Origin of the sequence: Mesorhizobium sp. AR07 (assembly GCF_024746815.1) — a bacterium.
Taxonomy (GTDB): domain Bacteria; phylum Pseudomonadota; class Alphaproteobacteria; order Rhizobiales; family Rhizobiaceae; genus Mesorhizobium.
The window spans coordinates 30,681-54,004 of the sequence record NZ_CP080529.1; the positions used below are offsets into that span (position 1 = coordinate 30,681).

A 23,324-nucleotide genomic window follows, 5' to 3' on the forward strand; every position below is an offset into this window, starting at 1 on the left:
GTTGCTGGACGTCGTGCCCGGAAGCAGGTGGACCGCACCCATCATCGTCCCGATCAGCCGCTCGATGTGCCCCCCATAATGCGGCCTGGCGACGGGCCGATATTCAAGGGCGATGCCATGCTCCGCCGTCCCACGGATCAGCGCCTTTCCATGGAATTCCCTGCCATTGTCGACGTGGATCACGTCAGGCAACCCGAAAACGGGCCACGCCGCCTTGATATCGCGTGCCTCAAGCCAGGGTTCCTTCGGCATCACAATGTGCTGGACGCAAAGCGCTACGGAGGCCGACGACGGACTTTCCAGAGTGAGGTAGAAGCCCGCCACCATCCGGCTTGCAATGTCGATGGCCAGTGTCAGCCAAGGCCGCTGAAGGGGCCGGCGATGCACGGCGTCAACGATAAACAGATCGACCAATGTGTGGTCGATCTGGACGATGTGAAGCGCATGATCGGCGCGATATTCCTGCACCACAGGCTCAAACCGTTCACGTGCCGCTTTTGCGCCTTCCCGATCACGCATCAATAGCCGCGGATCGGCAAGTTTTACACGGGCCCTTACCGCCTTCCAGGAAGGCGCCACCTCTCCACAAGCTCGGCACAACTCTCGAACGCGGTCATGCAGGGCGGTGATCGAAGGCCTCTCCCGCCTGCGGTAGGTGTCGCGCATCGCGGTCTCGATGAGCGCCTCCATCTCTTCCGACAGGCGCCGTCGCCCTTTCGCTGGGCCGGGGTTGTGCCCAAGCAGCGAACTCGTGACAGGAGAGACCCGGTATTGAGAGAGAAGTTCATAAAGGCGTGCCCGCCTCACACCGAGTTGGCGGCACGCCAAGCCTATATCGGCGGGAGACAAGCGATCCTTCGATGCCAAAGGGCGGATGACAGCCTCGCGCGCCACAGCCCTGCGCCAGTCGGCATCATCGGCCGCAAGCTTGTCGGGGTTACGACCCATGACCGTCGCTCTCGCCTTCGTCCACCAAATCAGGGTAAGAATCTACCTAACCGGGACGAATCCACTCGATTAGGATGAGTGATGAATGTTACAAAACAAAGACATACCGTCCACTCATCTAGGAAGAGTGACAAACAGGATGACGCTTCGCCGCTCGAAACACCATTTCTCGCCAAAGTCTTTGCTCACCGTCGCCGGCAAGATATCCCAGCCGGGCAACGACGGCGGCGAGAACACTTCGTAGCTCAGCCCCCGAGGAATCGTGATCTCTACGTAGTGCTGGTTGGGCGGCAGGCGGCCGCTGCCATGCACCAGCTTTTCGAGGAGCGCGGTTGAATAGTGCTCGCTGGTGTAGATGATCGGGCTTCCAGTGGTATTCCACCGACCGGGAGCGATCGTAGAGCCCGTTGCATCAAAGATCGGATGAGCGCCACTTGGATCTCCGATCCGAAAGCCTGACAGCGTGCGATCGAGCGTCTGCGCCGTCACGCAGCACTGCCGTACTTGAGGCTTCCCAGGATATCGAGAACCAATTCAGCCCCGATTTCATTTCGGATGACGACGTCGATCGGGCGCTTATCCTCGAGCATTGGATGTGGTCGAAACAGGAAATCCCGGGCGTCGTCCTCAGTCTGCCAGACATCGAGCGCCAGGCCCCAGACCCGCGCCACGCGGGCCAGCCGGGTGCCTTCGTCCGAAGACAGACGCAAAGCAGTTTTTCGCCGTTCATAGGTAGCCTTGGCAATCAGGCGATATTTGAACTGCGCGTCGCCTGGCGCCAGCAGGCGCACTACACGATCGAGTGCACCGAAAGGAAGGCCATCCTCAATCCTCGAGATCAAGCCGAAAGGCGACCGATCCGCCGGTTCCTTCGACGGCAGTCCGAGCACATCGGCAACATTTCCGAACGCTAGCATCGTTGGTCTCCAAACCATATGAGACTAGATATAGCTTCACATGAGGCCCCAAGCAAGGTCCAACAAGCCGAACTCGGCGACCGATCCATGCGCAAGGGCAATGAGATCGGTCGAGCACCCGAGAAACATTGTCGTGCTCGCATAGTCACCCGGTCATCCGCGCGGTTGCCCCATTGGCCTTCAGCGCTGCCATGAGCATCGGTCCGACAGAGAACTCTCCTGCCCTCGCCTTTTCGGTCAGCACCCGCAGATAACCGCCGGCCGAGTTGATATGTTGCGCTCGTTGCAAAATGCAGGCGATCACGATCGCGGCAACCTCCTGGCCCATCACATGGCAGGCCTCCTCATAGGCTGAGGGCGAAACGCCAAGATAGCCGCGCACCTGGGCCGCGGTCATCATTAGGTCGCGCCAGCTTCCGATACCGTTGACGGCATAGTCTGCAATTTCGGGGCAGGCCCGCAGCACCAATCCAATCGGGTAGCCTTTCAGCTTCTCGGCCGGAGCGGAGACTGGCTCAACCGCCGCCCTGCTTTTTTCGAAAGCCGGTTCAAATACAAAAGTGGAGTCTGTGTTTGAATCAGATTGCTGCCGCTCATTTTGGGACTCATTGCCGCTAAGATTCGTGGAATTTGTAAAACTTTCCAGCATCCTATCCACTTCATCGTGCAGCGCGGTCAGCTCAGCAACGATCGCCTCCAGCTCCGATAGCCCGGCTCGGCGTGGAATGGTCTCCACAATCGCCCGAAACCGTCTCCAGACGGCTCCCCAGTCGCCAGGAGCAGCCTCCTCAATCGCGGCTTCGACAAGCTTATGGATGTCGCGGCGATGCAGCGTGATGCGCTCGCGCATCAATTTGAGTGCCCGAGCGCCGGCGCGAACCTCATCGGCCGCGCGCTGAAACTCCGCAGCCCGTGTCAGCAATGGCGCGAGCGAGAACCCAAACGCCTCCACGACAGCCCCACCCTGCCCCTTGCGGGCGAATCTTTTGCCATTCGGACTGTCGCGGCGGATGATCAGCCCGCAATTCACCAGCTCCGCCAGGTTCCTGCGCAGGGTGGAATCGGCCATGCCGTGTGCGCGCAGCGACAACTGGGCGTTCGACGGAAACACCATCAGGCCGTTTTCCTCGCTGATCTGATCATCCGGATAGAAGGTCAACAGGCCACTCAGCACGGCCAGGGCGCGATCGCCGACGCCGAGAACCGATTTTCCTTCACAGAGCCAACGATAGACCTGCCATTTCTCAACAAGAGATCCTTGCGGGATCTCGCGCGCTGCCGCGTTCGCTTGCACCAAGGCAAGCGTCATCGGCCGCCGCCCGAAGGGCGTCGTCGCATAACCACTCTCCATTTCCCTCACCTTTCAATCAGGCAAAAGAAACCAGCTCGCCGAAACGGCGCCACGACTCTTGACAGTGATTCGGGGAAGTGCGATTCTCAGCTTGCTAGAGACAGAGAAGGGCTTCCGCGACGGTGACGTTCGGGGGCCTTTTTCTTTTGCGGTTTAGTCTCCTGTTTTCTTCGCCATTTCCGACTCCCGAAAAGCCTCGAAAAGCTCATCGAGCCTGCCGGCAATGAATGCGCCGAAAGGCGATGCTTCCTTGGACTTCAAGGCAAGCGTAAACACTTTTCCCGTGTCGGTGATCTTGGCTCGAACTGATTTGTCCTGAGGCACCCACGCCCTCTCCTGGGGCTTCGATGAAGCCCGCGGGCGCTTCACCGGGGCGCTCAGAAAGTCGAAGAGACAGGCAAAACGGGCCTCACTGCCTGGCTGCGCGAAATCGGCGATTGCCACGTACTCCGCCGCCCTCGTCGCGGATCCAGGATGCTCCATGAGCTTGGCAAGTTGCCACCAGCGGTCTCGGCCAATGCCTTTGGCGGCGCCCACTGCCAGAATGACCTGCTCGGGAATGTTGCTGGTCACGGAACGCATCTTCGAGAAGGTCGTGTCATCGAGCGCAAGGGCTGATTTCACCGTGTCAGGCGAATGGCCCCGCTTGAGAATGCGGTCCGCAAAAAGCGTTCGTTCGATGAAGGACAGATCGGCTCTGGCGGCGTTCTCCTGGCCCTGGGCGATGACATGGTCCCTGTCGTCCATCTTCTTGACGACAGCGCGCACAGGTCTTTCCAACTGGCGAGCAACCCTGACGCGCCTATGGCCAAAGACCGTCTGAAAACGGCCCGAAACCTCCGGGTGAGGCCTGACCAGAACCGGAGAGTCCTGCCCTCGTTCCCGAATTGCCGTCAGCAATTCCTGAAACGCCTCATCGTCATCGTCGATACGGTCCGAGACGAATGACGTGTCGACCAACCCCGGATCGAGATCGACGACCGAACTCTTCGAGAGCTCCTCGAACGACTGCATGATCGTTCGGGATGCGCCGCGGGCCGCATACCCCGAAACATCCCGGCTGGCTGAGACTGACGTCGGTGGACCCATCACACTGCCGAATACGTCCTTGCGTGCCATTCAATCGCTCCGATTCGCGGTTAGCCGACTGATTTCACGGGCAAAATTCATACTATTTACTGCCGTAAAACACGCCTTCATGACCGCCCCCATGCGCGATGAATGAGTGCGGCGATCTCCGAGTTCACCGCGTCCAGCGATTCGAGCGCCCGGTCGTACGTTGAACGGGTAAAAGCCGATTTCTCCACCTCGTAGAGCGTCTGTTTCGTCAGGCCTGCATCCGAGATTGCCGTCGACTTTAGCATGGGGCTTTCGAGGATCTGACCAGCCAGCATCGACTGCATGAAGCCAACCATCTGCGCCTGTGGAATGTCTGTCGGTTCGTAGCGCGTGATCAGATAGCGAAACCAATCCAGATCGATCCGTGCGCCGGCATCCTTGATGGTCTTCAATATGCCGCCGAGCATCAGCAGGAACTGGCTCATCGACATCAGGTCGAGCATCTGAGGATGAACGGTGATGAGAACCGAGGTCGCCGCCGACATCGCCGTCAAGGTGAGATAGCCGAGTTGCGGCGGGCAATCGACAACGACGACGTCATAGCGGTCGTCCACCTCGGACAACGCCTTTGCGAGCCTGGTGAAGAACTGTCGGCCAGCGCTGGACGATTTGTCCTGCATGGCGAGCGGCGTGTCGTACTCATACTCCTGCAGCTCGAGACTGGCTGGGATGATATCCAGGCCAGGAAAATTCGTCGCCATGATCACGTCGGCTATGGACTTGCGCTCGTCATCGTAACGGATAGCCTCATACAAAGAGAGGTTGAGATCGAGTTCCGGCTGGAAGCCGTGCAGGGCGGAGAGCGAGGCCTGCGGGTCGAGATCGATTGCAAGGACGCGGTGGCCGGTCAGCGCCAGGTGCTGGGCGAGGTGGGCGGCGGTCGTTGTCTTGCCGCTTCCGCCCTTGAAATTGACGACGGCAACCACTTGGAGCTTGTCGCCCGGCTTACGGTGGGGGACGTATTTTTTGACCTCGGTCCTGCCATGCCGATCCAGAAAGTGGCGCAGCTCAAGCATCTGCTCAGCGCTATAGGACCGGCGCCCCGAGGGGACCTGCTCGGGCATAGGTCCCTTGCCTTCCAGATGGAGGCGCTTCAGATTGTTCTGCGACACCCCCAGATAGTGGGCGACCTCCGCCATCGAAAAAGACCGGAGTGTCTTTGTCGCATTGGGCGGGAACTTCTCCATACGAAGCTGGTTGAGCCGTCGGGATATCTCTGCGCCTTGCTCGAGGATTTTCTCATCGAACTCAAAGCGTGGCAGCCGCATGGCAATGGTCATTTCTTGTCGAAACCTGAATTGGCGCTTTTTGTGAGCAATCCACTCAACAAGCGCCATTAAGCTCCGATTCGGAAAGCCCGGCAAGAAGTTTTAGGTTAACAGAAGGTTAACGACGCCCCCATGCTTCTTGCTGCCCTATGCTGACGTCTCGACAACAGCTAGGCTCATTTGCGGGAGAACGACAAGCGTCCTGCGCTGCAACTAAGTGCATGTTCTTTCTGTCAAAATGATCATTCTTTACGGCAGTAAATTGCGGCCGTCAGGGGTAGGAATTGCAGGGTGCAGGCTCGCGCAGGAGGGCGTTTGGATCCCGCCGGTGGCCGAGGGGCTCTGGCGTCGCCGTATGGATCGAGAACTCGGCCGCCGGCATGCGCCTTGCTCCCATGCTGGCACGTGGGTGAAATTCGCCCACGCGCCTATGCTCTAAGCGCGTGAACGTAGGCGATACGAATGAAAGCAGCTTCGGCTGCTGTCCCGCCAGCCAAGGAGTGGTCTTCCCTTCATGAATGGTGGAGCAAGCCAGACCGCATTTGACGAATGAAAGAGGAGATGGGCAATGGGCGCAAAGCACTCGCGGCTTGTGCCGGCTGGCTTGCACCTGCTTCAACGCCAGACTGACGGCTTCAGGCTCTCGATTTTCCCGCTCGCATACAGGCCTGCTTTTGCGGGTCCTGCCGCAGAATCCGATCAGGGACTTCCAACTGGACATCCGCAGACGTCGAGTGAGTCCATGGAATTTTCGCGCGTCTGAGATGCGAGGTAATTCCTTGCTTCATCATATTGGAGAGACGACAGATGCCAAGCGCGCGGAAGGTCGGCTATTTATCAGCGGGCGACGCAACCGGCGCATCCGCCTGCGAACGCTCGAGATCATTCAAAATAAGGCGCCGGAGCACTCTTCGACGGTCGGCGTCGTGGTCGGAGATAAGCGTGCGCGGTTTCACTCCATCCACTCGTTCCGGTCAACGGTGCCCTACGGACCTGAGGCGCACCGCCTTCGAACTGGCGATGCTTGAGACCATCTCTTGACCGCTATCATGACGGACGACGGTTGCATTCCGTGTGGTCATTTGCGCATTCTCTTTTTTGGGGTTGAGGCAGATTGGGGAGGGCGCCGGGGCATGGCGAACGCGAAGTATTATGTCTTCAAGGAGGCCGACGGCTGGAAGGTCCGCTACGACGGCAAGGACTATCCGTATGGCTCCAACACCGACGCCGTCCTGGCTGCCGTCAAAGCCGCAAACAGCGCGGCTTCGCAAGGGCATGCGGCAGAGGTGCTGGTTCAAGGCTTTGACGGCAAATGGCGCACAGAATGGGCCGGCGAGTAGAGGCCTCAATACCGCGCGCCCCAGTCGGGGATTGAAAGGCTTGAATTTGCTGGGGCTGCGATGAAACTTGAGACGGCTAGAGTCATTAGACTGATCACTAAGCCCAATAGCCCGAGCCATTGACGCGGATGGCTTGGCTCGCCGCTAGACTGGGTCTATGGAACAGATAGATCGCCAGGTTCATCCCAGAGCGCCGCACATTTTCCAGCTCTAGCGATAATGGCTTCGGCAAGCCGGTCTGTCAGCGGATGAGCCAGGCCATCCGCTTTCGCAGCTTTGCCAACGTCGGCCAGGGTGTCGGGAATGGCTTCGGCTAGCCTGCGGATGCGGGCAATCGTCGCGTCCCGGTCGAGTTTCAGATCCTTATTGAGACGGTCCCATTGCGGAACGCTGATGTCGCGCAGGCGATATTCGCCACCGATCCGCATTGCAAGCCGTACCCGCTGCAAATCGAAATCGTAAGGGAGAATGCTTGCCACATTATAGAGCGGCGCAAGCCGTACCACGCCACCGCGGCCGATCAGGACAGAATAGTTCTTGGCGTGGGCGTCGGTCCCGCCAATGAGCCAGTTGAAAATCAGGGCGTCGACAAAACGTGCGACGTCTTCGCCCGGTTTACTTGACGTCTCCCGCAACTGACCAGCAATCGCGATAGCGCCGGGGACACCTTCGTTCTCGTATTTGCGGGTCGGCGACACGGCGAGCGCTTGGCACAAATCCTCCTGGTGGATGCGCACGATGCCGGTCGCCGTCGCTTCGCGGTCATAGCGCTCAATGATTATGGCAACCTCGTCACCAAACCGCATCACGCGCGAGCGCGCGACGGCAAGTCCGAGCTTCCTGGCAAGGCGCAGGCATAAATGCTCGTTCTCGGCGAGGGCGTCGAATTCGCCTGTTGGCGGCTTCAGGATATGGGTGTGCGCCCGGAGGGGATGCCTCAGCGATTGTCCTGGAAGAGTAGGGCCGTCTTCGGCTAGGCGCCTGCAAGGCTGAGCTGGCCGGTATCGCGCGGCGATCGCCACGCGGCGTGATCGGCGCGCAACGCTGCCAACCGTTCTGCTATCATAGCTTCTTCGAGCCACTCTATGGGCGGCTGGGCGGCGCCGAGGAGCACATCGAGGCGATCGGGCTTCACAAACTGGACTGCGCCAGCACAGTCGTCACCGACATGGCCGAGAAGGGCGAAGGGGTTGTTCGCGGACACCTGAAATTGTCTTGCCCAGCGATCGAGAACGACCAGATTGTCTGGCAGAAGTCCCCATAGGAAAGCATCGACCTTTTTATTTGGATGCTCGCGCGCAGAAAGGGCAGCGACAGGGAAATGGGATACGACACATCGCCGTATCGCCAGTCGTCATCGTAGGTGAAGACAAACCTGCCGCGCTGGTCCTGCTCGATCGCGCCGATAACACGGTCATCGAGAAGTGCAAGGAGCTTGCTCATGACGGATCACGCGCGCGCTCGATAACTCGGTCAATGTCGGTTGCTGATGGGTTTGTACCAAAGTCACCTAACGTCAGAGAAAGCCCCAATGCCGTAAAGGCACGCAGGATGAGACCAAGCTCGGCGCCTGGTTTTCCTTTTTCGACGTCGATCAGCCATTTGCGGCTGACACCGATATGCTTTGCGAGATGATCCTGATTTAGCTTAAGCCGGCGCCGCTGGTCACGGAGCGCCAAGCCAACATCTCGCGCGGTTCGTAGCTGCATGTGTCACCATTCGTTCACATGCTTTTATGACACCAAACGGTGACTTTTTCAATAAGAAACCGAACGGTAGCATTAACAAATGTGCATGAGCGGTGACATGCAGCTTGGCCCTTGTTCACCAAGTACACCCGGCGCTTTGAACGCCATAGATCAAAACGTGCGACTCTCCAACGCGTATCCACCCAACCTGACAGTGCGAATAATGTCGCTATGGGATGACTGCTTGAGCGACTTTCGCAGCCGGCTGATATGGACATCCACCGTTCGCGGGCCGACATAGACATTGCCCGGCCAGGCCACTCCGACCAGGTCGTCTCGGCTGAGAACCTTCTCCGGGTTCTCAAGCATATGACGTAGCAGTTTGAACTCAATCGGCCCCAGCAGGATTTCCCTGCCGTTGCAAAGCACGTGATGCGTATCGATCTGCATTTCGATGTCAGCGTAGTTCAGTGACATCGCGCCATCCGATCGTCGTCCGGATTGCCGGCCGGTCCCGAGTCTGGAACGCAGGTAGCCAAGCAGCTTAGCTGGCGCCAGCGGCCTGACAAAACCTTCGTCGATCCCGGATTTCAGCAGCGCGATATGCTGGGTCTCGGCACCGTGAGCGATCAACGCGACCACGGGGAGGGCGCTGGTCCGGGCATCCTGCCTGAGGCGGCTACAGGTGTCCGCCATCTGATTGTCCGGCCGGCAGTCCAGCACCCAAGCATGGACCGGCGTTTCGGCGGCCAGTTCGAACATTTCGTCGACGTTGCTGGCCAGCGCACTGGTGAAGCCGTCCACCGCCAGGATGTGACTGAGCACCAGATAGAATTCCGCGTCATGCGAGCATATCGCGATCAGTGGCTTCATAATTCTCTCAGGCGGCGTGACACAATGCACATCTCTTGGCACACCCCATCTGTCAGGCAATTGCCGGATTTCCGAAGCATCCCCGGCTTTTCACCAACCACAAGGATCATTAGTCAGCCCGGCCACGGGCATCCCACAGCCTTCTCGATCGGGCACGACCTGTGAGCCCACTAGAATCAACTCAATCGATGACTGGCAGCCGCTCCGGAGACAGTTCACTCAAAAACTCGATTCCGTTCTCGCGAACATAGATGACTTCCTCGAACTGGAAGACGGCGCCGGCGATTTCCAGCTTGGGCTCCAGGTGCAAAATCATGCCCGGTCTTATGATTTCGGGATTATCCTTGGAGATGGAAGGAGGCTCGGTGACGTCGAGGCCTCCTCCGTGACCAATTCGAGAAACGAGACCATAGGCGGGTGGCAAGCCCGCGTCGCGCCAAAGCTGCTCAAAGGCACCAAAAACGTCCCCGCACGTCATCCCAGCCCTGACGCCGTTGGCGAGGGCCACCGTTAGCGCGCGCGTTCGCTCATAAGCGCCGATCTCCCAGCTTTCAGGCGAACCACCGCGCGCAATGCGGTTTCTATCGGCAGGATAGCCACCATAGGTGGAACGAAAATCCGTCCAGGCATACTGGCCAGCCTGCAATGGCTGCATGCCGGGCGGCCGGCCGTAGTTGAACTCACCCCTGCAGAATGTCATGGCGATTGGATCAGCCCGCTCCGCTCCATTCATGATGATGCGGGCCTGGATCTGCCGACAAAGCTCGACCTCGGTAATACCTAGACGTGCTTGAGAAACGGCATCGTCGAATGCAGCGTTGACGATCTCAAACGAGATGCGCTTGAGTTGCGCTTCGAACGGCGATTTGATCACGCGTGTTCGCCACAGCGAATCCGTCGCGCGCTCCAGCCGGCCACCACGCGCCCTCAATCCATCGACGATTTCCAGCGAGCCGCGGCCAGACATATCCTGTCCATAGTCGATCGCGGCTGTTGCCGTGGCAGCCGGATCGCGGGCGGAAATTTCCTGGACGATGGCGCGCGCGCCTTCCGCAAGGTAGCCCGCGTAGTAGACGATCGAAAAAGCTCTCGCCCTCATTTCAAGGTTTCTGGTCTCGATCTTGTTGGCGATGACGAGAAGGTCTCGTTGGTCAATCACCAGGAATAGGGGACGCGAGTGATAGCCCCAGGACAATGTCCGGTAGTCGGTGAAATATTCAATGTTCTTCTGGTCGGTGAGCACCAGGAAATCAATGTCATCTTGGGCCATCTCGCGGCGGACCGCGGCGAGCCGCATGGTTAGCTCGTTCAGGGGCACGTCGGGTGATGGTGGTGCTGGAAGCATGGTCGTGTGCTCCTGGACTTCCTAAGATCAATGTTCTTGCGCCAGCCGGGCCGCCGTCGAGAGCTATTTCTTTTGCCTGGAGCCTTTGCGAGTCGCGTCGAGTTCCACCACGCATGCCAGGCGGTCAAAGGGGGATTCCGTCACTCCGAACACTGAGAAGTCCTTGTCGGTCGTGCTCAGTCGATAGAGGCGACGCAGTGTTGGGTATCCGTTTGCGATTGCGAAGGTCTGTTGTGCTTGCTCGGAGGCCGGCGCGGCATCAATCAGCAATTTGGTCTTGGTGAATTGTGTTCCGTGATCGCGCAGCGCGTCGCTGATGAACTTTTTCCCGAACTCATCAACCACCTCATCCTTCAGCGAACGGGGCAGGTAGGAGGTGTCGTACATGATCGGGATTCCGTCCGCAGAAATCACCTTGCGAACGCACAGCATCAGCCCATCCGGCGGTTCGAGCACATCAAAGGCAGGATCGTAAATCTTCTCCCTCGTCAACGAGACGAGATCAATCGAGGGCTTCAGGCCGAGCCGCAGGGCGTCCTCAAAAGAGGTAAGAGAGAAATCGAGATCACGAATAAACCTTCGTTGCTCCCTCACAAAAGTCCCCAGTCCCGGCACCGAACGCAAGATCCCGGCAGGTTGTAGGTCGCGCAACGCCCGCTTGATGGTGATGGCGCTTACCGCGAATTCCTCTGCCAAGGCCGCCGCGGAGGGCAGGGCTTCGCCTATGGCATACTCCCCAGCGCGCACCCGGCGCATGATTTCTTGGCGCACGCTCTCGTGAAGAGCAGTCCCGATTTGTCCGGTCATTTCAGCCCCGCGTAGGTATACTAGGAATACCTATCGCATCGAGAGAGCGATGTCTATCCCCGCGTCGGGGTTGAAGCGCCGGCTTACGTCCGAGCGGCGCCCTTTACAAAACTCAAATATTTTCTTCATAAAAATTTGACATACCTGTTATACCTAGTCTACCTTTCTCAAGCGATCGACATTCCGGGGAGAATAGCATGGGCACCTACCGGCTCCTTAAAACGATGACCGCCGTGGCGACAAGCTGCGCCATCCTCTTTGCAAACACAGTCGCCTCGAAGGCTGAAACGACGCGAGAACGGGTCTTGCGGGAGGGCAAGATTGTCATCGGCATTTCCAATGGCGCGCCTTGGGGATTTCGCGACAAGAATGGCGAACCTGCCGGCTTCCATCCCGAATTGATAAGGGCTGCCTTTGAGAGCCTCGGGGTCAGTAAAGTGGAAATCGTCGTCACCGAATTCGGCGCGTTGATACCCGCACTCACAGCGCAGCGTTTCGATGCGATTGCCGCCGGGCTCTACATTACGCCGGAGCGGTGCGCGCTCGTCGCTTTTAGCGACCCCGACCTCAAGCTTGCGGACGCCGCCTTGGTCGCCCAAGGCAATCCGAAGACTATTCACAGCTACGCGCAAATCGCGGCAAACCCGGAAATTATGTTCGGCGTGGGACGCGGCAGCACCACCGCGAAGAATGCGGCAGCCGCGGGCGTGCAGGATGAGCGCATGCTGCTGTTCCCCGATATTCAGTCGAATGTTTCCGCGCTGCTCACAGGCAGAATCGACATTGCAGCTTTTTCGGCGCCGACAGTGGCTCGCATTCTTTCCGACGAGAACATCCGCGGGATCGAACGCGCATTGCCCTTCCAGGGGCTGGAGGAAAACGGACAGGAACGGTTCGGCTATTCGGCGATTGCGTTTCGCAAGGAAGACGGTGACCTTCGCGACTTGTACAACTCCCGGCTCAAGGCGCTTAAGCGCGACGGCACGGTCGCGCGAATCATGGCCAAGAACGGCTTCAGCGATCAAGAGAAGGCACCAGATCTGACCGGTGATCAGGTCTGCGCCGGGCAGGGCTGACCGGTTGCGATATGAACCAGCTGTGTTCCGATGGCCAGGCCCAACAGCATCGCCTTCCTCAGCCCGATTTGTGACGAATGGGCTTCTCAGTTGCAGTAAGGATCTCAAGATCAGGGATGTTCAAGAGTGACCATTGTTGAGATTTTCGGCGGCATTTTCCAAGGGTTTCGGGTAACGGCGACCGTGACCGCATTGGGACTGCTGTATGCCGTACCCTTCGCCTTGATCTTTGGCGTGGCGCAATACCTGACCAAAGGCGTGGCACGTCTGGCCGTCACTGTGATCATAGAGTTCTGGCGCAGCTCCTCAGTGATCATCCTGCTGTTTGTCTTCTACTACGTCCTACCGGTCATCGGCATCCAACTGCCAGCGATCACCGTGAGCGCGATGGTGCTGGGGTTGAATATGGGAGGATATGGAAGCCAGGCCGTGCGAGCTGGTCTCCAGTCCCTCGATCGAGGCCAGTTCGACGCCGCTTCGGCGCTTGGCCTCCCACGTCGGCACATCCTTTGCCTGATCGAGCTGCCGCAAGCCCTGACGAGAATGGCGCCGACTTTCATCAACCAGTTCATCCAACTGATCAAAGGCACCGCGTTGGTTTCTCTCGTGACCCTAACGGACATGACGTTCCGGGCCAAGGAAATCGCCGAACTCGAATACAATCCTGTCGGCGTCTACACGTCGCTTCTGCTCGCCTATTTCGTCGTCTGTTATCCCGTCACGGTGCTTGGCCGATGGGTGGAGCAGCGCGCGGGCGCGGGGAGGGGTCTGACAAGTGAATTTTGATCTTGCCTTTGCCCTCTCGACCGTTCCGACGATCCTAGGGGTCATCGGAACCACGATCGGCGTTGCGCTGCTGAGTTGCGCCGGCGCCTCAATCCTCGGGTTCAGCTTTGAGATCGCTCGGCGAGCGGGATCTGTACCCGGCTATCTGATGCGTTTCGCGATCGACTTCATCCGGTCAACACCTGTTCTGGCGTGGCTCTATTTTCTCTATTTCGTCCTTCCTCATTGGGGTTTTACGCTGCCAGCGCTGGTGGTCGGCATACTGGGCCTGAGCATCTATTTCAGCGGATATCTGGCCGAGGTGTTCAAGGCAGGCATCGACGCCATTCCAAAGGGCCAAGCCGAAGCGGCGAAGGCGCTCGGATTGAACCGGATCGATGTGGTGTTCTTTATCCTGACTCCTCAGATGCTCCGCAATGTCGCAGCCCCTGTTGGGAACTATTTCGTCTCGATCCTGAAAGCGACGCCTTACCTAGCTGTCATCGCCGTGCCGGAAATGCTGGGCAGGGCCTTCGACATTGCCTCAGACACCTACCGCTATGCTGAACCGCTGACCGTCGTCGGCATCGTGTTTCTTGTCTTGGCTCTGACGATTGCGCAGATGGTCAAGCTGCTTGAACGCAAGCTTCTTGGGCCGACAAGCCGATGAATGACGATGGCCAGTCGATGCGACACGAAGGCTCCGGGCCGGTGGAAATTGGGCAAGGAAATAGGCGGTCTGATCAACCGGCGGCGGTAGAAGCCACCGGGCTGAACAAATGGTTTGGCAGCTTCCATGCTCTGAAGAACATCGATCTTGCCGTGCCCCAGGGCGCGCGGATCGTGATTTGCGGCCCATCAGGATCGGGAAAATCCACGCTAATAAGGTGCATGAACGGGCTCGAGAGCTTTCAGAGCGGCGCCATTCGCATTGGCGGTGTCGATCTCACCCGGGACCAGCAACAGCTGCAGAGAGTCCGACGCAACGTCGGGATGGTGTTTCAACAATTCAATCTGTTCCCGTATCTGACGGTCATGATCAACTGCACCCTGGCCCTGAGGCGCGTACTCGGCAAATCAGGGGCCGAGGCTGAAGACATCGCGCTTCACTACCTCGAGCGCGTCAGGATACCGGAACAGGCCCTCAAATATCCGGGTCAGCTCTCCGGCGGCCAGCAGCAACGCGTCGCAATCGCCCGCGCGCTCTGCATGAGCCCGGAGATCATGCTCTTGGATGAGCCGACATCGTCGCTTGATCCAGAGATGGTCAAGGAAGTGCTCGATGTCATGATCGACCTCGCCGAGGGCGGCATGACGATGCTTTGCGTCACGCATGAAATGGGCTTCGCGCGCGAAGCCGCCGACCAGGTGGTGTTCATGGATCAGGGAAGCATCGTCGAGATGGCTTCGCCCGCCGCGTTCTTCAACGCACCGAGCCACGAGCGGACCCGGCTCTTCCTGGACAAGGTGCTTCATTGAAAGGATCAACGATGACCGGTGCAACGCGGATTTGGACCCCGATCGACTATGATGCCGACGGAAAACAGTCCGACTGTCTGAGGCTGCCCCATTCGTCCGACCTGTCGGCCTATGGCTGGATACCCATTCCCTTGGTGTGTATCAGGAATGGCGCCGGCCCAACGGCGTTGCTGGTCGCCGGTAACCACGGCGACGAGTATGAGGGCCAGATCGCCCTTTCCAATCTGGCCCGAGAGATTGAGGTGCACCAGGTTTCGGGGCGGCTCCTCATCCTTCCAGCACTCAACTATCCAGCGGTCGCGGCAGGCCGCCGCGTGTCTCCGCTCGACGAAGGCAATCTCAATCGGATGTTTCCCGGCGATGCGACCGGGTCCCCGACCGAAATGATCGCCCATTATGTCTATGACGTGCTGATCCCGATGGCGGATGTTGTCGTTGACCTTCACTCGGGCGGCCGGTCCTTGAACTATGTGGCAAGCACACTGGTGCGTCCGGGGCGGACCGCCGACGAGCATGAAACGCTGCTCAGGCTCATGCGGCTGTTCGGAGCGCCAATCAGCTTCGTAAGCGACGGAACGGGGGGCGGCGGCCTTGCAACGTTGGCAGCGGCCGCGCAGGAACGTGGCGCGCTCGCCCTGACCACTGAACTTGGCGGCGGCGTAACTTTGTCCCGAGAGGGATTGTCGTTAGCCGAGGCGGGACTGAAGCGGCTGCTGAAAGACCAGGGGATCCTGCGCGATGTCGCCGTCGAACCCGCTTCGCCCACGCGGCTCATGAAGGTCAAGGGTCATAGCGCGTTCGTTTATGCACGCGATCGAGGCATTTTCGAACCGGCCGCGAATATAGGTGAGGAGGTCGTGACAGGTCAGATCGCCGGCCGCATCCACTTTCCGGATTTGCCGACGCGCGAACCTGAGACGCTGTTCTTTGAATCGTCCGGTCTGGTTGCGTGCCGCAGGGTTCCGTCGCTCACCGAGCGCGGCGACTGCCTATTCAAGGTCATGGCCGATATCGACGTCAGCGCAGATCGCGCCTTGCATGCATAGACCGGTTTCGAGGCTCAATCCGCGTGTGATTGGTCTGCGCTGCATTCGTTGTCGGGCTACCCTTCCGATCGCCGACTACTTCATAGGTTGCCCGATCTGCCTCAGCCACCATATGCCGGCGAGCCTCGCTATCGAATATCAGGAGTTCCCACAATCCTTGGAGCGTGTCGCTGACTGGCAGGTCTATCCTGACCATCCAACGCTCGGCGAGGGCAACACACCTCTTGTGTCTCTGGAAGGGCTGGCTAAGGAGACTGGCGTGCGTGCGCTTTATCTCAAGAACGAGGGCGCCAACCCGACTGGATCACATAAAGACCGCATGAGCAGGTTCGTCGTGCAACGGGCGTTGGAGATCGGCGCGTCGACAGTTGCCGCAGCCTCAAGCGGCAATGCGGGCGTATCGCTGGCGGCCTATGCCGCTCATGTCGGGCTGGCCTGCGTGATTGTGACCACGCCTGATATGAACCCGAACTGGCGCCGCGCGATCGAGATGCACGGGGCGACCTTGCTGGCCACAGAAACCCCGGAGCGCCGCTGGCTGGTGCTCGCCGACCGGGTCCGGGACGGGAACTGGTATCCGGCCACCAATTTCGCCGTCCCGCCAGTGGGCAGCAACCCTTACGGCGTGGATGGTTATAGGTCGCTTGCCTTCGAGATTTTCCTGCAACTGGGCACACATCCATGCACCGATATACTCGTCCCGACGTCAAGAGCGGATCTGCTGTGGGGGATTGCGCGCGGATACTGCGATCTGCAGACGGCCGGGCTTGTCGAGGAACGACCTCGAATTCATGCCGTCGAGCCATTCGGTCGAATATCGAGAGTGCTTGCCGGCGAGGACTATCGCGGCAGCTTCGCAGGCGGCTCGGCTTTGACCTCAATCGGCGGTTCGACCGTAACCTACCAGGCCGTGGATGCGATTGCATCGTGCAAGGGATCAGCGGTGGTCATTGGCGCCGCCGCCGCTCGCGACGATCAGAGGCGGTTGGCCCATTGCGGGTTTTATCTCGAACTGTCGAGCGCGGCGAGTTTGACTGGCCTGCGAAAACTTGTCTCCCAGGGTGTGGTTGCGTCGGATGCCGTGGTCGTGCTTGTCGGCACGTCCAGAGGATTTTCCGAATTCCAGACCTTCTCGAACCCCATTGCCCTGATCGACTAGGGAGTTCGCCAACTTGGCTCGGGCGACCGCGCCCTTGTCCGCACCTGGGGCAAGGCCCCTAATTCTGATGCATGGCGAGATTTCTATAGCTCAGTATTGTCTATATCATGAGTTATAGAAAGGCGCCCTATAACGCATGGTTTGGAACTGGGAGCAGGCTGACTGGCCGCATTTTACCTACGATAAGAAGGCAATGGAACCGCTGGAAAGCGAGTTCTTGCTGCGATCGGGCGAGTTCCTAGGTGTTTTTCGTCATGTCGGTTCAGACGATCGCGACCAGATCCGCATCGATCTTATCAGCGAAGAGGCTTTGAAGACATCCGCGATCGAGGGGGAGTACCTCAACCGCGAGAGTCTGCAATCATCCTTGCGCCAGCAACTTGGACTAGGCAGCGAGACCAGACGCATTCCGCCTGCCGAGCGCGGCATCGCCGAAATGATGGCCGATGTGTATTTGCATTTTGCCGATGCGCTCTCCAATCGCACCCTCTACGCTTGGCACAAGATGGTGATGTCGGGTGAGCGGCGTAGCGAGACCATCGGCAACTACCGCCAGCATGCCGATGCCATGCAGATGGTTTCCAACCGGCTGGATAAGCCCAAAGTCTATTTTGAAGCGCCACCTTCGGCACGCGTGAAAACCGAAATGGACGCCTTCGCCACTTGGTTCAACGATACCTCGCCAAAAGGCAAGACGCCGCTCCCTGCGTTGACGCGTGCCGGTATCGCGCACCTCTATTTCGAGAGCATTCACCCGTTCGAGGATGGCAACGGGCGCATAGGCCGTGCCCTTTGTGAAAAGGCGCTGGGACAAAACCTGGGAGAGCAGAGCCTCATCGCCTTGGCGTACACGATCGAACGCCGCCGCAAGGCCTATTACGACAACCTGGAGGCCAGCAACAAGAGTAACGCGATTACAGATTGGCTGCTTTACTTCGCCAACACGATCCTTGAAGCGCAGCGCGTAACGCTCGCTCGTGTCGAATTCTCTGTCGCCAAGGCCAAGTTTTACGAACGCTACCGGGATCAGTTCAATGAGCGTCAGGAAAGGGTCATCGCCCGGATGTTCCGCGAAGGGATCGACGGCTTCAAGGGTGGGCTCAGCGCCGAAAATTATATTGCCATCACACAGGCATCCCGCGCCACAGCGACAAGGGACTTGCAGGACTTGGTTGCCAAAGGTGCGATGACAAGAACTGGAGAGCGTAGGCACACGCGCTACGCTCTCCAAGTGTCAGATTCTGACGGATAGGTCTTCTGCCATCCCTATCCATGATCTCGCACGAGGCGCTGCGTGCGGTCCGTCACGGTCAGAGAACGCATCACCCATGGTTTCTGATTAATAATGTGCTGAGCGTCGATCAACGCGCCCCCTTCGAGGAAATTTATCGCCATTCAAACGTCTTGGAGGCCAATCAGGAAAGCTCTTCGACAAATCGTCAATCACGATAGTCGCGACCGAGTTGCCGACGACCCCGTTTGCAATCGCAATGGCATCTTGCTCATGGTCGAAGTCTCACCAGTCGGTTCATGTGTGAAAACGTGGTGAAGGGTTCCAAGGACGGCAGACGCCTTCGGTCACAATCCAAAGGCGACGACGTTGGCCGAAGGCAGCGGGCCACCTGCCCTGATCAAGAGGCATGTCTAACGGCATCTGGCAGTGCCGAAATGCAGGAGAGCAGCGGCGCGATTTTCCCCTTTCTGAGCAGAGCCACCGACTGGATGAGTTTCCCGAGCTCGGCTCGCGATAGGATGTCACGCCCGAGGTCGTGGAGTTTGTCCTCGACAGCGGATCGCTCCATCGGATTGTTGGCGTCGCCCAGAGGAAGAGGCACATCAACGGTTAGCTCTCGTCCGCCAACAACCATTGTCACGCGCGCCGGCGTGCGTTGCGGGAATATACCGGCAAACTCGTCGGGGTAGCGGATTTCCACATTCTGCGCGAGCTTCACCACCTGTGGGTCTGAAAGGGAGTGAGGATGTAAGGGCCGGAACGCTTCGGCCCCTCGCAGCGCCGCGAGCGCGGCAGCGAATGGGACCGAAAACTGTCCCCCCTCAAGCGACTTCGGCGCGCACTCGTTGGGCAGTTTTCGCGCTTCGGGAAAGATATCCACAACAATGCGGCCAATCGGTTCATCTGGATCACGGCCTGCAACCAGAGTGAGTACGGCATCAATGACGGGGTGTGTGTAGCGGCATGAGGCGTAGGGCTTGAGATAGGTCTCACTGATCAGCCAGCGGCTTCCGAGATCCGCGGTAATCGCCTGGACGTTGTAGGCATGAACGCGGTCCAGCATATCGATCGAACCGCTCATTCCGCAGCCAGCCCGCTCGACCGCGAACAGAGCCGCTACCGTCGACCAGGGACTGCTGCCCTTGACGGAACTGGCCTGGCAGTCGCCTTGCGGCAGGTTTTGCGGTGCCTCGGCACCGGCTATCGCCATTGCATGTGCGAGCTGGTCAGCGCTCATCCCGCGTAGCCATCCAATGGCGGCCGCCACACCGAATCCGGTCCATTGGCCACTGGCAAAGCTCATCGTGTCGCAGAAGCGGCGGGCGGCGGCAATGCGCAATGCAACGTCATATCCAATCGCGGTAGCGGCCAGCACGTCATGGCCGTCACTGCCAAGGTTTGCCGCTTCCATCAGGACGGCCGGAATGATGGCAGCACCTGGATGACCTGCCGCGAGACAATGGCCGTCATCGACATCGAGTGAACTCGCCGCCGCGCAATTGGCAAACAGTGCGCCAAGCGGATGCAATTGGGCTTCGGCGAACCAGGCGTGGGCAGTCCCGTCTCCGAAACAAGCCCTCGCGGCCTTGCGTGAGAGCCTGGCATTGTCGGTTGGCACGCCGCCGATCAGTGCTGCGAGCGTATCGAGAATGGCACGTTCAGTCTTTTCAATGACCGGCCCCGGCAGCTGCTCGTAGCGTGCATTTCCGACAAATTCGGCCAGCTGTTCCGTGATCAATCGCATGGGTTCCTCCGTGATAAATATACCTAGTATACCTAGGCAAGTCGGAAGGAAAGACCGTGTTCACGAAATTTCTTATCAGCCGTCGTGGCGATAAATTTGGAAGCTCAGGATGTGCTGGTCGCCGATCGGACCACGAAAGATCTCACCTGTGTCGACAAACCCAGAATTGAGATAAACGGATTTCGCGAGCCCATTGCGTTCGTTGACCGCAAGCATCAGTTGCCTGACGTCGGGCCGGTTCTGCCGCACCCAGGAAATGGCCAACGCCGCTCCCGCTCGTCCATAGCCTTTCCCCTGACAGGCGCGGCAAATGCGAAAGCTGTGCAGCGTAAACGCACCGTCAAGCGCCCAATCCGGCGCTGCCTGTTTCTCGCGCAGGATGAAGAACCCGATCCTCCTTTTGGGGACGACGATTGCAAAAGGGTGTTCCATGTCCGGATACCGGCTGTTTTGCAGGTCGTTGAAGATCGCATCCACCGACCCGGCGAACAGCTCCTGTTCGGGGTCAAGCACCAGTTTTTTGATGGCGCCGCGATCAGCGACTGTCACTGGACGCAGACTGATTTCATTGAGGTAGGCCCCGGTCAAAGGCGCCTGCGGTTTCTGAAGTGCCACACCGTCATATTTCGTTCGCGACTTCATGAATCCATCCCTTCATCAAACTGCCCGGCCATTGGATGGGTGGTCTGGGTTGACATGGCCATCGTGACACTGTGGGCGCGCAGCCTTTGCCCCGCTCCATTGCATCCAAAGGATTGCGCAGCTTCCGCAGCCAAACAGACAGGCGAGACCGAGGAAGATGTTCCGGGCATGAATACCCGGGACGAGAGTTGGGATGATGTAGATGAGGACAGCGATCACCCCGATGCCGGCGTCGACATTGGTTCGGACCCGGCCAACCATCCGACCTGACACGGTCTTGAGTATCGTAACGTCGCTTCCGGCACGAACCATCACGAAGGACAAACCTATGAGACCTTGCCAGAGCACGGCCTGAACCATGGTTTGAGAGGTGGAGAAGGCAGCGGTGGCACAGGCAAGCAGGACGGTTCCCGCTCCAATGAGGAGCCTTTCCCTTGCCACACCGGAAAACCCCGCAAAGGTGACGCTTCCGATCAAGCCGCCCCCCGAATACATCGCCGCGAGCCAACCATAGTGGTTGGATGGCAGCTTCAGCTCATATCGTGCGAAGCCGGCGAGAAAGGCATTGGATGCATGCGCCGATGCATAGGCCAGCAACAGGGCATAGCCCGCCACCTTGAGACGAGGGTTTCTGACTGTCGCTAGAAGACCCGCGATCAAGTCGTGCATGTGCGGGTTTGGGCGCGTTGGGCGAATGCGACCTTCGTCGTCGAGAAAGCTCGCGAACATAGCAGCCAGAAAGGACGAGGCCGCGCAGATGGCCAGACTGGCGAGAACGCCTAAAACCGTGAGACAGAACCCACCGACCGCGGCGCCGACAATGTTTCCGATCTGGCTGGAAAAAATGCCGAGGGAAACGGTTCGCATCAGCAAACGCGCACCCGCACGCTGGATCAAGGCCTGGCTGCTGGGATAGGATAGCAGCGAGCCGACGGAGATGACGCATGCCGTCGCGTAAAGAACAGAGATCGGCGTGTGTGCGGGAGAATTGGCCCAGGCGATGAACGCCAGTGATCCTACACCGGTGCCATGAATCGTCTCGCCAATCACGAACATCGTACGCCGGCGGGAGCGATCTATCAGCGGTCCGATGAATGGCCCAATCGTGAAAGCCAGGAGTTGCCAGCAGATCAGAACCTTGCCGACCGAAGCGATTTCACCAGTGATCTGCAACGCAAACCAGGCGACCAGGACGATATACATGCTGCGCGCACACTGCATGGCGAAAAGCATCGCGTAGATCGGCAGGACCGACTGGCTCAGGCAGCGCGTCCTCGGATACACTGGCCACTCGCGTCGAAACAGCACTGTCCCGTCTCCTTCGCGGCATGCGGGCCGCCTGCGCAACTCCCGCGCGCCGATAGGTAGTCGCCGCCTATCTGAGTCCGACCATTCGACGTCGAACCGAATTGCAACCCACCGGCGCGCATGTTTCCTGAGAAATTCAAAACCGACGCTGGGCGTTAGCCGTTGGCTCCGTCGCGCCCTTCGCCGGCATGCGCCAACACTTCATCGAGCGACCTGCGTTTCCACGGAAAGTGCGACCATCCCGACATTGGCTCCTCCGGCGAGCTCACCGTGACGGGGCTTGCCCGCAATGGACCGGCCCACCCGGCAATTGTTTCGAGCCATTCCTGGTCGTAGACGGTTTCCACATATCTGTGCCCCTCATCAGGAAACAGCGCGACCACCGTCTTGCCGGGGTTGCTCCGGGACCACCATTCCGCAACCCGATAGGCGGCACCGCTGGTCGGACCCATGAAAAGACCATGCTTGCGATGAAGGTCATGTGTGGCGCGAAATACCTCTGCCGGGGTCAGCCAGTGAACTTCGTCGAACTGGCTGTGGTCGACATTGCTTGGAAGAATGTTTCCACCAAGGCCGCTGAGGTTGAGCTTGCCGCTCGGCTGGCCGAACAGGACACTGTTCGGCGTATCGACACCGATCGCGTACAGGTCCGGAAACAAGGCCCGCAGGTAACGGGATGTCCCGCTCATGGAACCGCCCGACCCGACAGGGCCAACCAGGCAGTCCAACTTTCCGAGCCTGTCTATGAATTGTTCGGCCACCTTGCCGTAAGAGAGCGGATTGTCGGGATTGTAGTACTGCGAGGGCCAATAGCTGCCGGCAATGTCTCTCAAATAGATCTGCAAGCGGTCGAGCCGCGCCTGCTGCAGACCTCCTGAGGGAGCCGGGCTGTCCACGATCGTCACCTCGGCGCCAAGCTCGATCAGGCGTCGATGAAGATGGCGATCGAGCGCCCAGTCGCTAACGAGGATCAGCCTGTACCCGTGCTGAACGGCCAGCATAGCCAGAGCAAGGCCAAACGTTCCTGACGAGGATTCGCAGATAGTCGTTGCTGGCTTCAACTGCCCCTGTTCCGCGGCGCGCTCGAGCATGAACCGGGCCGGCAGAAGCTTCATCAAAAAGAAGCTGGCGCCGTAGAGATTTTCGCCCAGCGGGACGAGGCGAGGGCCTTCGAACTCTTCCAGCTTGCGCATCAAGGCACGGGTCGACATAGGC

General features: G+C 59.0%; 21 protein-coding genes and 3 pseudogenes. 8 read left to right on the forward strand and 16 right to left on the reverse strand.

Going from position 1 to position 23,324, the window contains the following annotated elements; all coding sequences use genetic code 11:
- Window positions 1–75: 75 nt before the first annotated feature.
- The 6 genes and pseudogenes from BPNPMPFG_RS43685 to repA all read right to left on the reverse strand — a co-directional run.
- Window positions 76–948: pseudogene (locus tag BPNPMPFG_RS43685) on the reverse strand (TnsB C-terminal domain-containing protein); the annotation flags it as partial.
- 129 nt (window positions 949–1,077) lie between these two features.
- Window positions 1,078–1,437 (reverse strand): annotated as a pseudogene (locus BPNPMPFG_RS41250) (RES family NAD+ phosphorylase); the annotation flags it as partial.
- Window positions 1,434–1,865 carry an Xre family toxin-antitoxin system antitoxin gene (locus BPNPMPFG_RS41255; protein WP_258599359.1) on the reverse strand — a complete coding sequence of 144 codons (432 nt, stop codon included), beginning with the start codon at window positions 1,863–1,865 and terminating at the stop codon, window positions 1,434–1,436. The pseudogene BPNPMPFG_RS41250 and the gene BPNPMPFG_RS41255, both read right to left, overlap by 4 nt.
- A gap of 145 nt (window positions 1,866–2,010) precedes the next feature.
- Entirely contained in the window at window positions 2,011–3,216 is a 1,206-nt protein-coding gene (gene repC, locus BPNPMPFG_RS41260) for a plasmid replication protein RepC (RefSeq protein WP_258599360.1), read from the reverse strand.
- A 153-nt stretch (window positions 3,217–3,369) separates the two neighbouring features.
- A complete protein-coding gene (gene repB, locus BPNPMPFG_RS41265; RefSeq protein ID WP_258599362.1) occupies window positions 3,370–4,335 on the reverse strand; it encodes a plasmid partitioning protein RepB in 966 nt (321 codons plus the stop codon).
- Between the two features lie 77 nt (window positions 4,336–4,412).
- A complete protein-coding gene (gene repA / locus BPNPMPFG_RS41270) occupies window positions 4,413–5,615 on the reverse strand; it encodes a plasmid partitioning protein RepA (RefSeq protein WP_258599511.1) in 1,203 nt (400 codons plus the stop codon).
- Between the two features lie 1,121 nt (window positions 5,616–6,736).
- Between repA and BPNPMPFG_RS41275 the strand changes: the two genes are divergently transcribed.
- Window positions 6,737–6,943: a DUF2188 domain-containing protein gene (locus BPNPMPFG_RS41275; protein ID WP_258599363.1), complete on the forward strand. Its 207-nt coding sequence runs from the start codon at window positions 6,737–6,739 to the stop codon at window positions 6,941–6,943.
- A gap of 155 nt (window positions 6,944–7,098) precedes the next feature.
- Here BPNPMPFG_RS41275 and BPNPMPFG_RS41280 read toward each other — a convergent pair whose 3' ends face one another.
- The 6 genes and pseudogenes from BPNPMPFG_RS41280 to BPNPMPFG_RS41300 form a co-directional block, all read right to left on the reverse strand.
- Window positions 7,099–7,965: a HipA domain-containing protein gene (locus BPNPMPFG_RS41280; RefSeq protein ID WP_319946070.1), complete on the reverse strand. Its 867-nt coding sequence runs from the start codon at window positions 7,963–7,965 to the stop codon at window positions 7,099–7,101.
- Window positions 7,917–8,386 (reverse strand): annotated as a pseudogene (locus BPNPMPFG_RS43060) (HipA N-terminal domain-containing protein). Before BPNPMPFG_RS43060 ends, BPNPMPFG_RS41280 begins: the two are co-directional and overlap by 49 nt.
- A complete protein-coding gene (locus BPNPMPFG_RS41285; protein WP_258599365.1) occupies window positions 8,383–8,622 on the reverse strand; it encodes a helix-turn-helix domain-containing protein in 240 nt (79 codons plus the stop codon). Before BPNPMPFG_RS41285 ends, BPNPMPFG_RS43060 begins: the two are co-directional and overlap by 4 nt.
- A 180-nt stretch (window positions 8,623–8,802) precedes the next feature.
- Window positions 8,803–9,504: a response regulator transcription factor gene (locus tag BPNPMPFG_RS41290; RefSeq protein ID WP_258599366.1), complete on the reverse strand. Its 702-nt coding sequence runs from the start codon at window positions 9,502–9,504 to the stop codon at window positions 8,803–8,805.
- Between the two features lie 181 nt (window positions 9,505–9,685).
- Window positions 9,686–10,849, reverse strand: a complete 1,164-nt coding sequence (locus tag BPNPMPFG_RS41295) for a M24 family metallopeptidase (protein WP_258599367.1) — start codon at window positions 10,847–10,849, stop codon at window positions 9,686–9,688.
- 63 nt (window positions 10,850–10,912) lie between these two features.
- Window positions 10,913–11,656, reverse strand: coding sequence for a GntR family transcriptional regulator (locus BPNPMPFG_RS41300; protein WP_258599368.1), 744 nt, complete (start codon window positions 11,654–11,656; stop codon window positions 10,913–10,915).
- Window positions 11,657–11,853: 197 nt separating this feature from the next.
- On the opposite strand from BPNPMPFG_RS41300, the gene ehuB reads away from it, so the two are divergent.
- From ehuB to BPNPMPFG_RS41335, 7 genes are all read left to right on the forward strand, one after another.
- The gene (gene ehuB, locus BPNPMPFG_RS41305) at window positions 11,854–12,732 is read left to right on the forward strand and encodes an ectoine/hydroxyectoine ABC transporter substrate-binding protein EhuB (protein WP_258599369.1); all 879 of its coding nucleotides are present in this window, start codon (window positions 11,854–11,856) and stop codon (window positions 12,730–12,732) included.
- A gap of 126 nt (window positions 12,733–12,858) precedes the next feature.
- Complete coding sequence (locus BPNPMPFG_RS41310) at window positions 12,859–13,518, forward strand: amino acid ABC transporter permease (RefSeq protein WP_258599370.1); 660 nt, start codon at window positions 12,859–12,861, stop codon at window positions 13,516–13,518.
- Window positions 13,508–14,167, forward strand: coding sequence for an amino acid ABC transporter permease (locus tag BPNPMPFG_RS41315; RefSeq protein ID WP_258599372.1), 660 nt, complete (start codon window positions 13,508–13,510; stop codon window positions 14,165–14,167). The genes BPNPMPFG_RS41310 and BPNPMPFG_RS41315 overlap by 11 nt, the downstream gene beginning before the upstream one ends.
- Window positions 14,168–14,184: 17 nt before the next feature.
- Window positions 14,185–14,976 carry an amino acid ABC transporter ATP-binding protein gene (locus BPNPMPFG_RS41320; protein WP_413776985.1) on the forward strand — a complete coding sequence of 264 codons (792 nt, stop codon included), beginning with the start codon at window positions 14,185–14,187 and terminating at the stop codon, window positions 14,974–14,976.
- An 11-nt stretch (window positions 14,977–14,987) separates the two neighbouring features.
- Window positions 14,988–16,022 carry a succinylglutamate desuccinylase/aspartoacylase family protein gene (locus BPNPMPFG_RS41325; protein ID WP_258599376.1) on the forward strand — a complete coding sequence of 345 codons (1,035 nt, stop codon included), beginning with the start codon at window positions 14,988–14,990 and terminating at the stop codon, window positions 16,020–16,022.
- Window positions 16,023–16,179: 157 nt separating this feature from the next.
- Entirely contained in the window at window positions 16,180–17,181 is a 1,002-nt protein-coding gene (locus tag BPNPMPFG_RS41330) for a pyridoxal-phosphate dependent enzyme (protein WP_258599378.1), read from the forward strand.
- A 136-nt stretch (window positions 17,182–17,317) separates the two neighbouring features.
- Window positions 17,318–18,433, forward strand: coding sequence for a Fic family protein (locus tag BPNPMPFG_RS41335; RefSeq protein ID WP_258599380.1), 1,116 nt, complete (start codon window positions 17,318–17,320; stop codon window positions 18,431–18,433).
- Window positions 18,434–18,812: 379 nt separating this feature from the next.
- On the opposite strand, the gene BPNPMPFG_RS41340 is transcribed toward BPNPMPFG_RS41335, so the two are convergent.
- The 4 genes from BPNPMPFG_RS41340 to BPNPMPFG_RS41355 all read right to left on the reverse strand — a co-directional run bounded on the left by BPNPMPFG_RS41340 (window position 18,813) and on the right by BPNPMPFG_RS41355 (window position 23,302).
- Window positions 18,813–20,159 carry an MmgE/PrpD family protein gene (locus tag BPNPMPFG_RS41340; protein WP_258599382.1) on the reverse strand — a complete coding sequence of 449 codons (1,347 nt, stop codon included), beginning with the start codon at window positions 20,157–20,159 and terminating at the stop codon, window positions 18,813–18,815.
- Between the two features lie 75 nt (window positions 20,160–20,234).
- The gene (locus BPNPMPFG_RS41345) at window positions 20,235–20,801 is read right to left on the reverse strand and encodes a GNAT family N-acetyltransferase (protein ID WP_258599384.1); all 567 of its coding nucleotides are present in this window, start codon (window positions 20,799–20,801) and stop codon (window positions 20,235–20,237) included.
- Window positions 20,802–20,816: 15 nt separating this feature from the next.
- Complete coding sequence (locus BPNPMPFG_RS41350) at window positions 20,817–22,109, reverse strand: MFS transporter (protein ID WP_258599385.1); 1,293 nt, start codon at window positions 22,107–22,109, stop codon at window positions 20,817–20,819.
- Between the two features lie 155 nt (window positions 22,110–22,264).
- A complete protein-coding gene (locus tag BPNPMPFG_RS41355) occupies window positions 22,265–23,302 on the reverse strand; it encodes a pyridoxal-phosphate dependent enzyme (protein WP_258599387.1) in 1,038 nt (345 codons plus the stop codon).
- Between the last annotated feature and the right edge of the window lie 22 nt (window positions 23,303–23,324).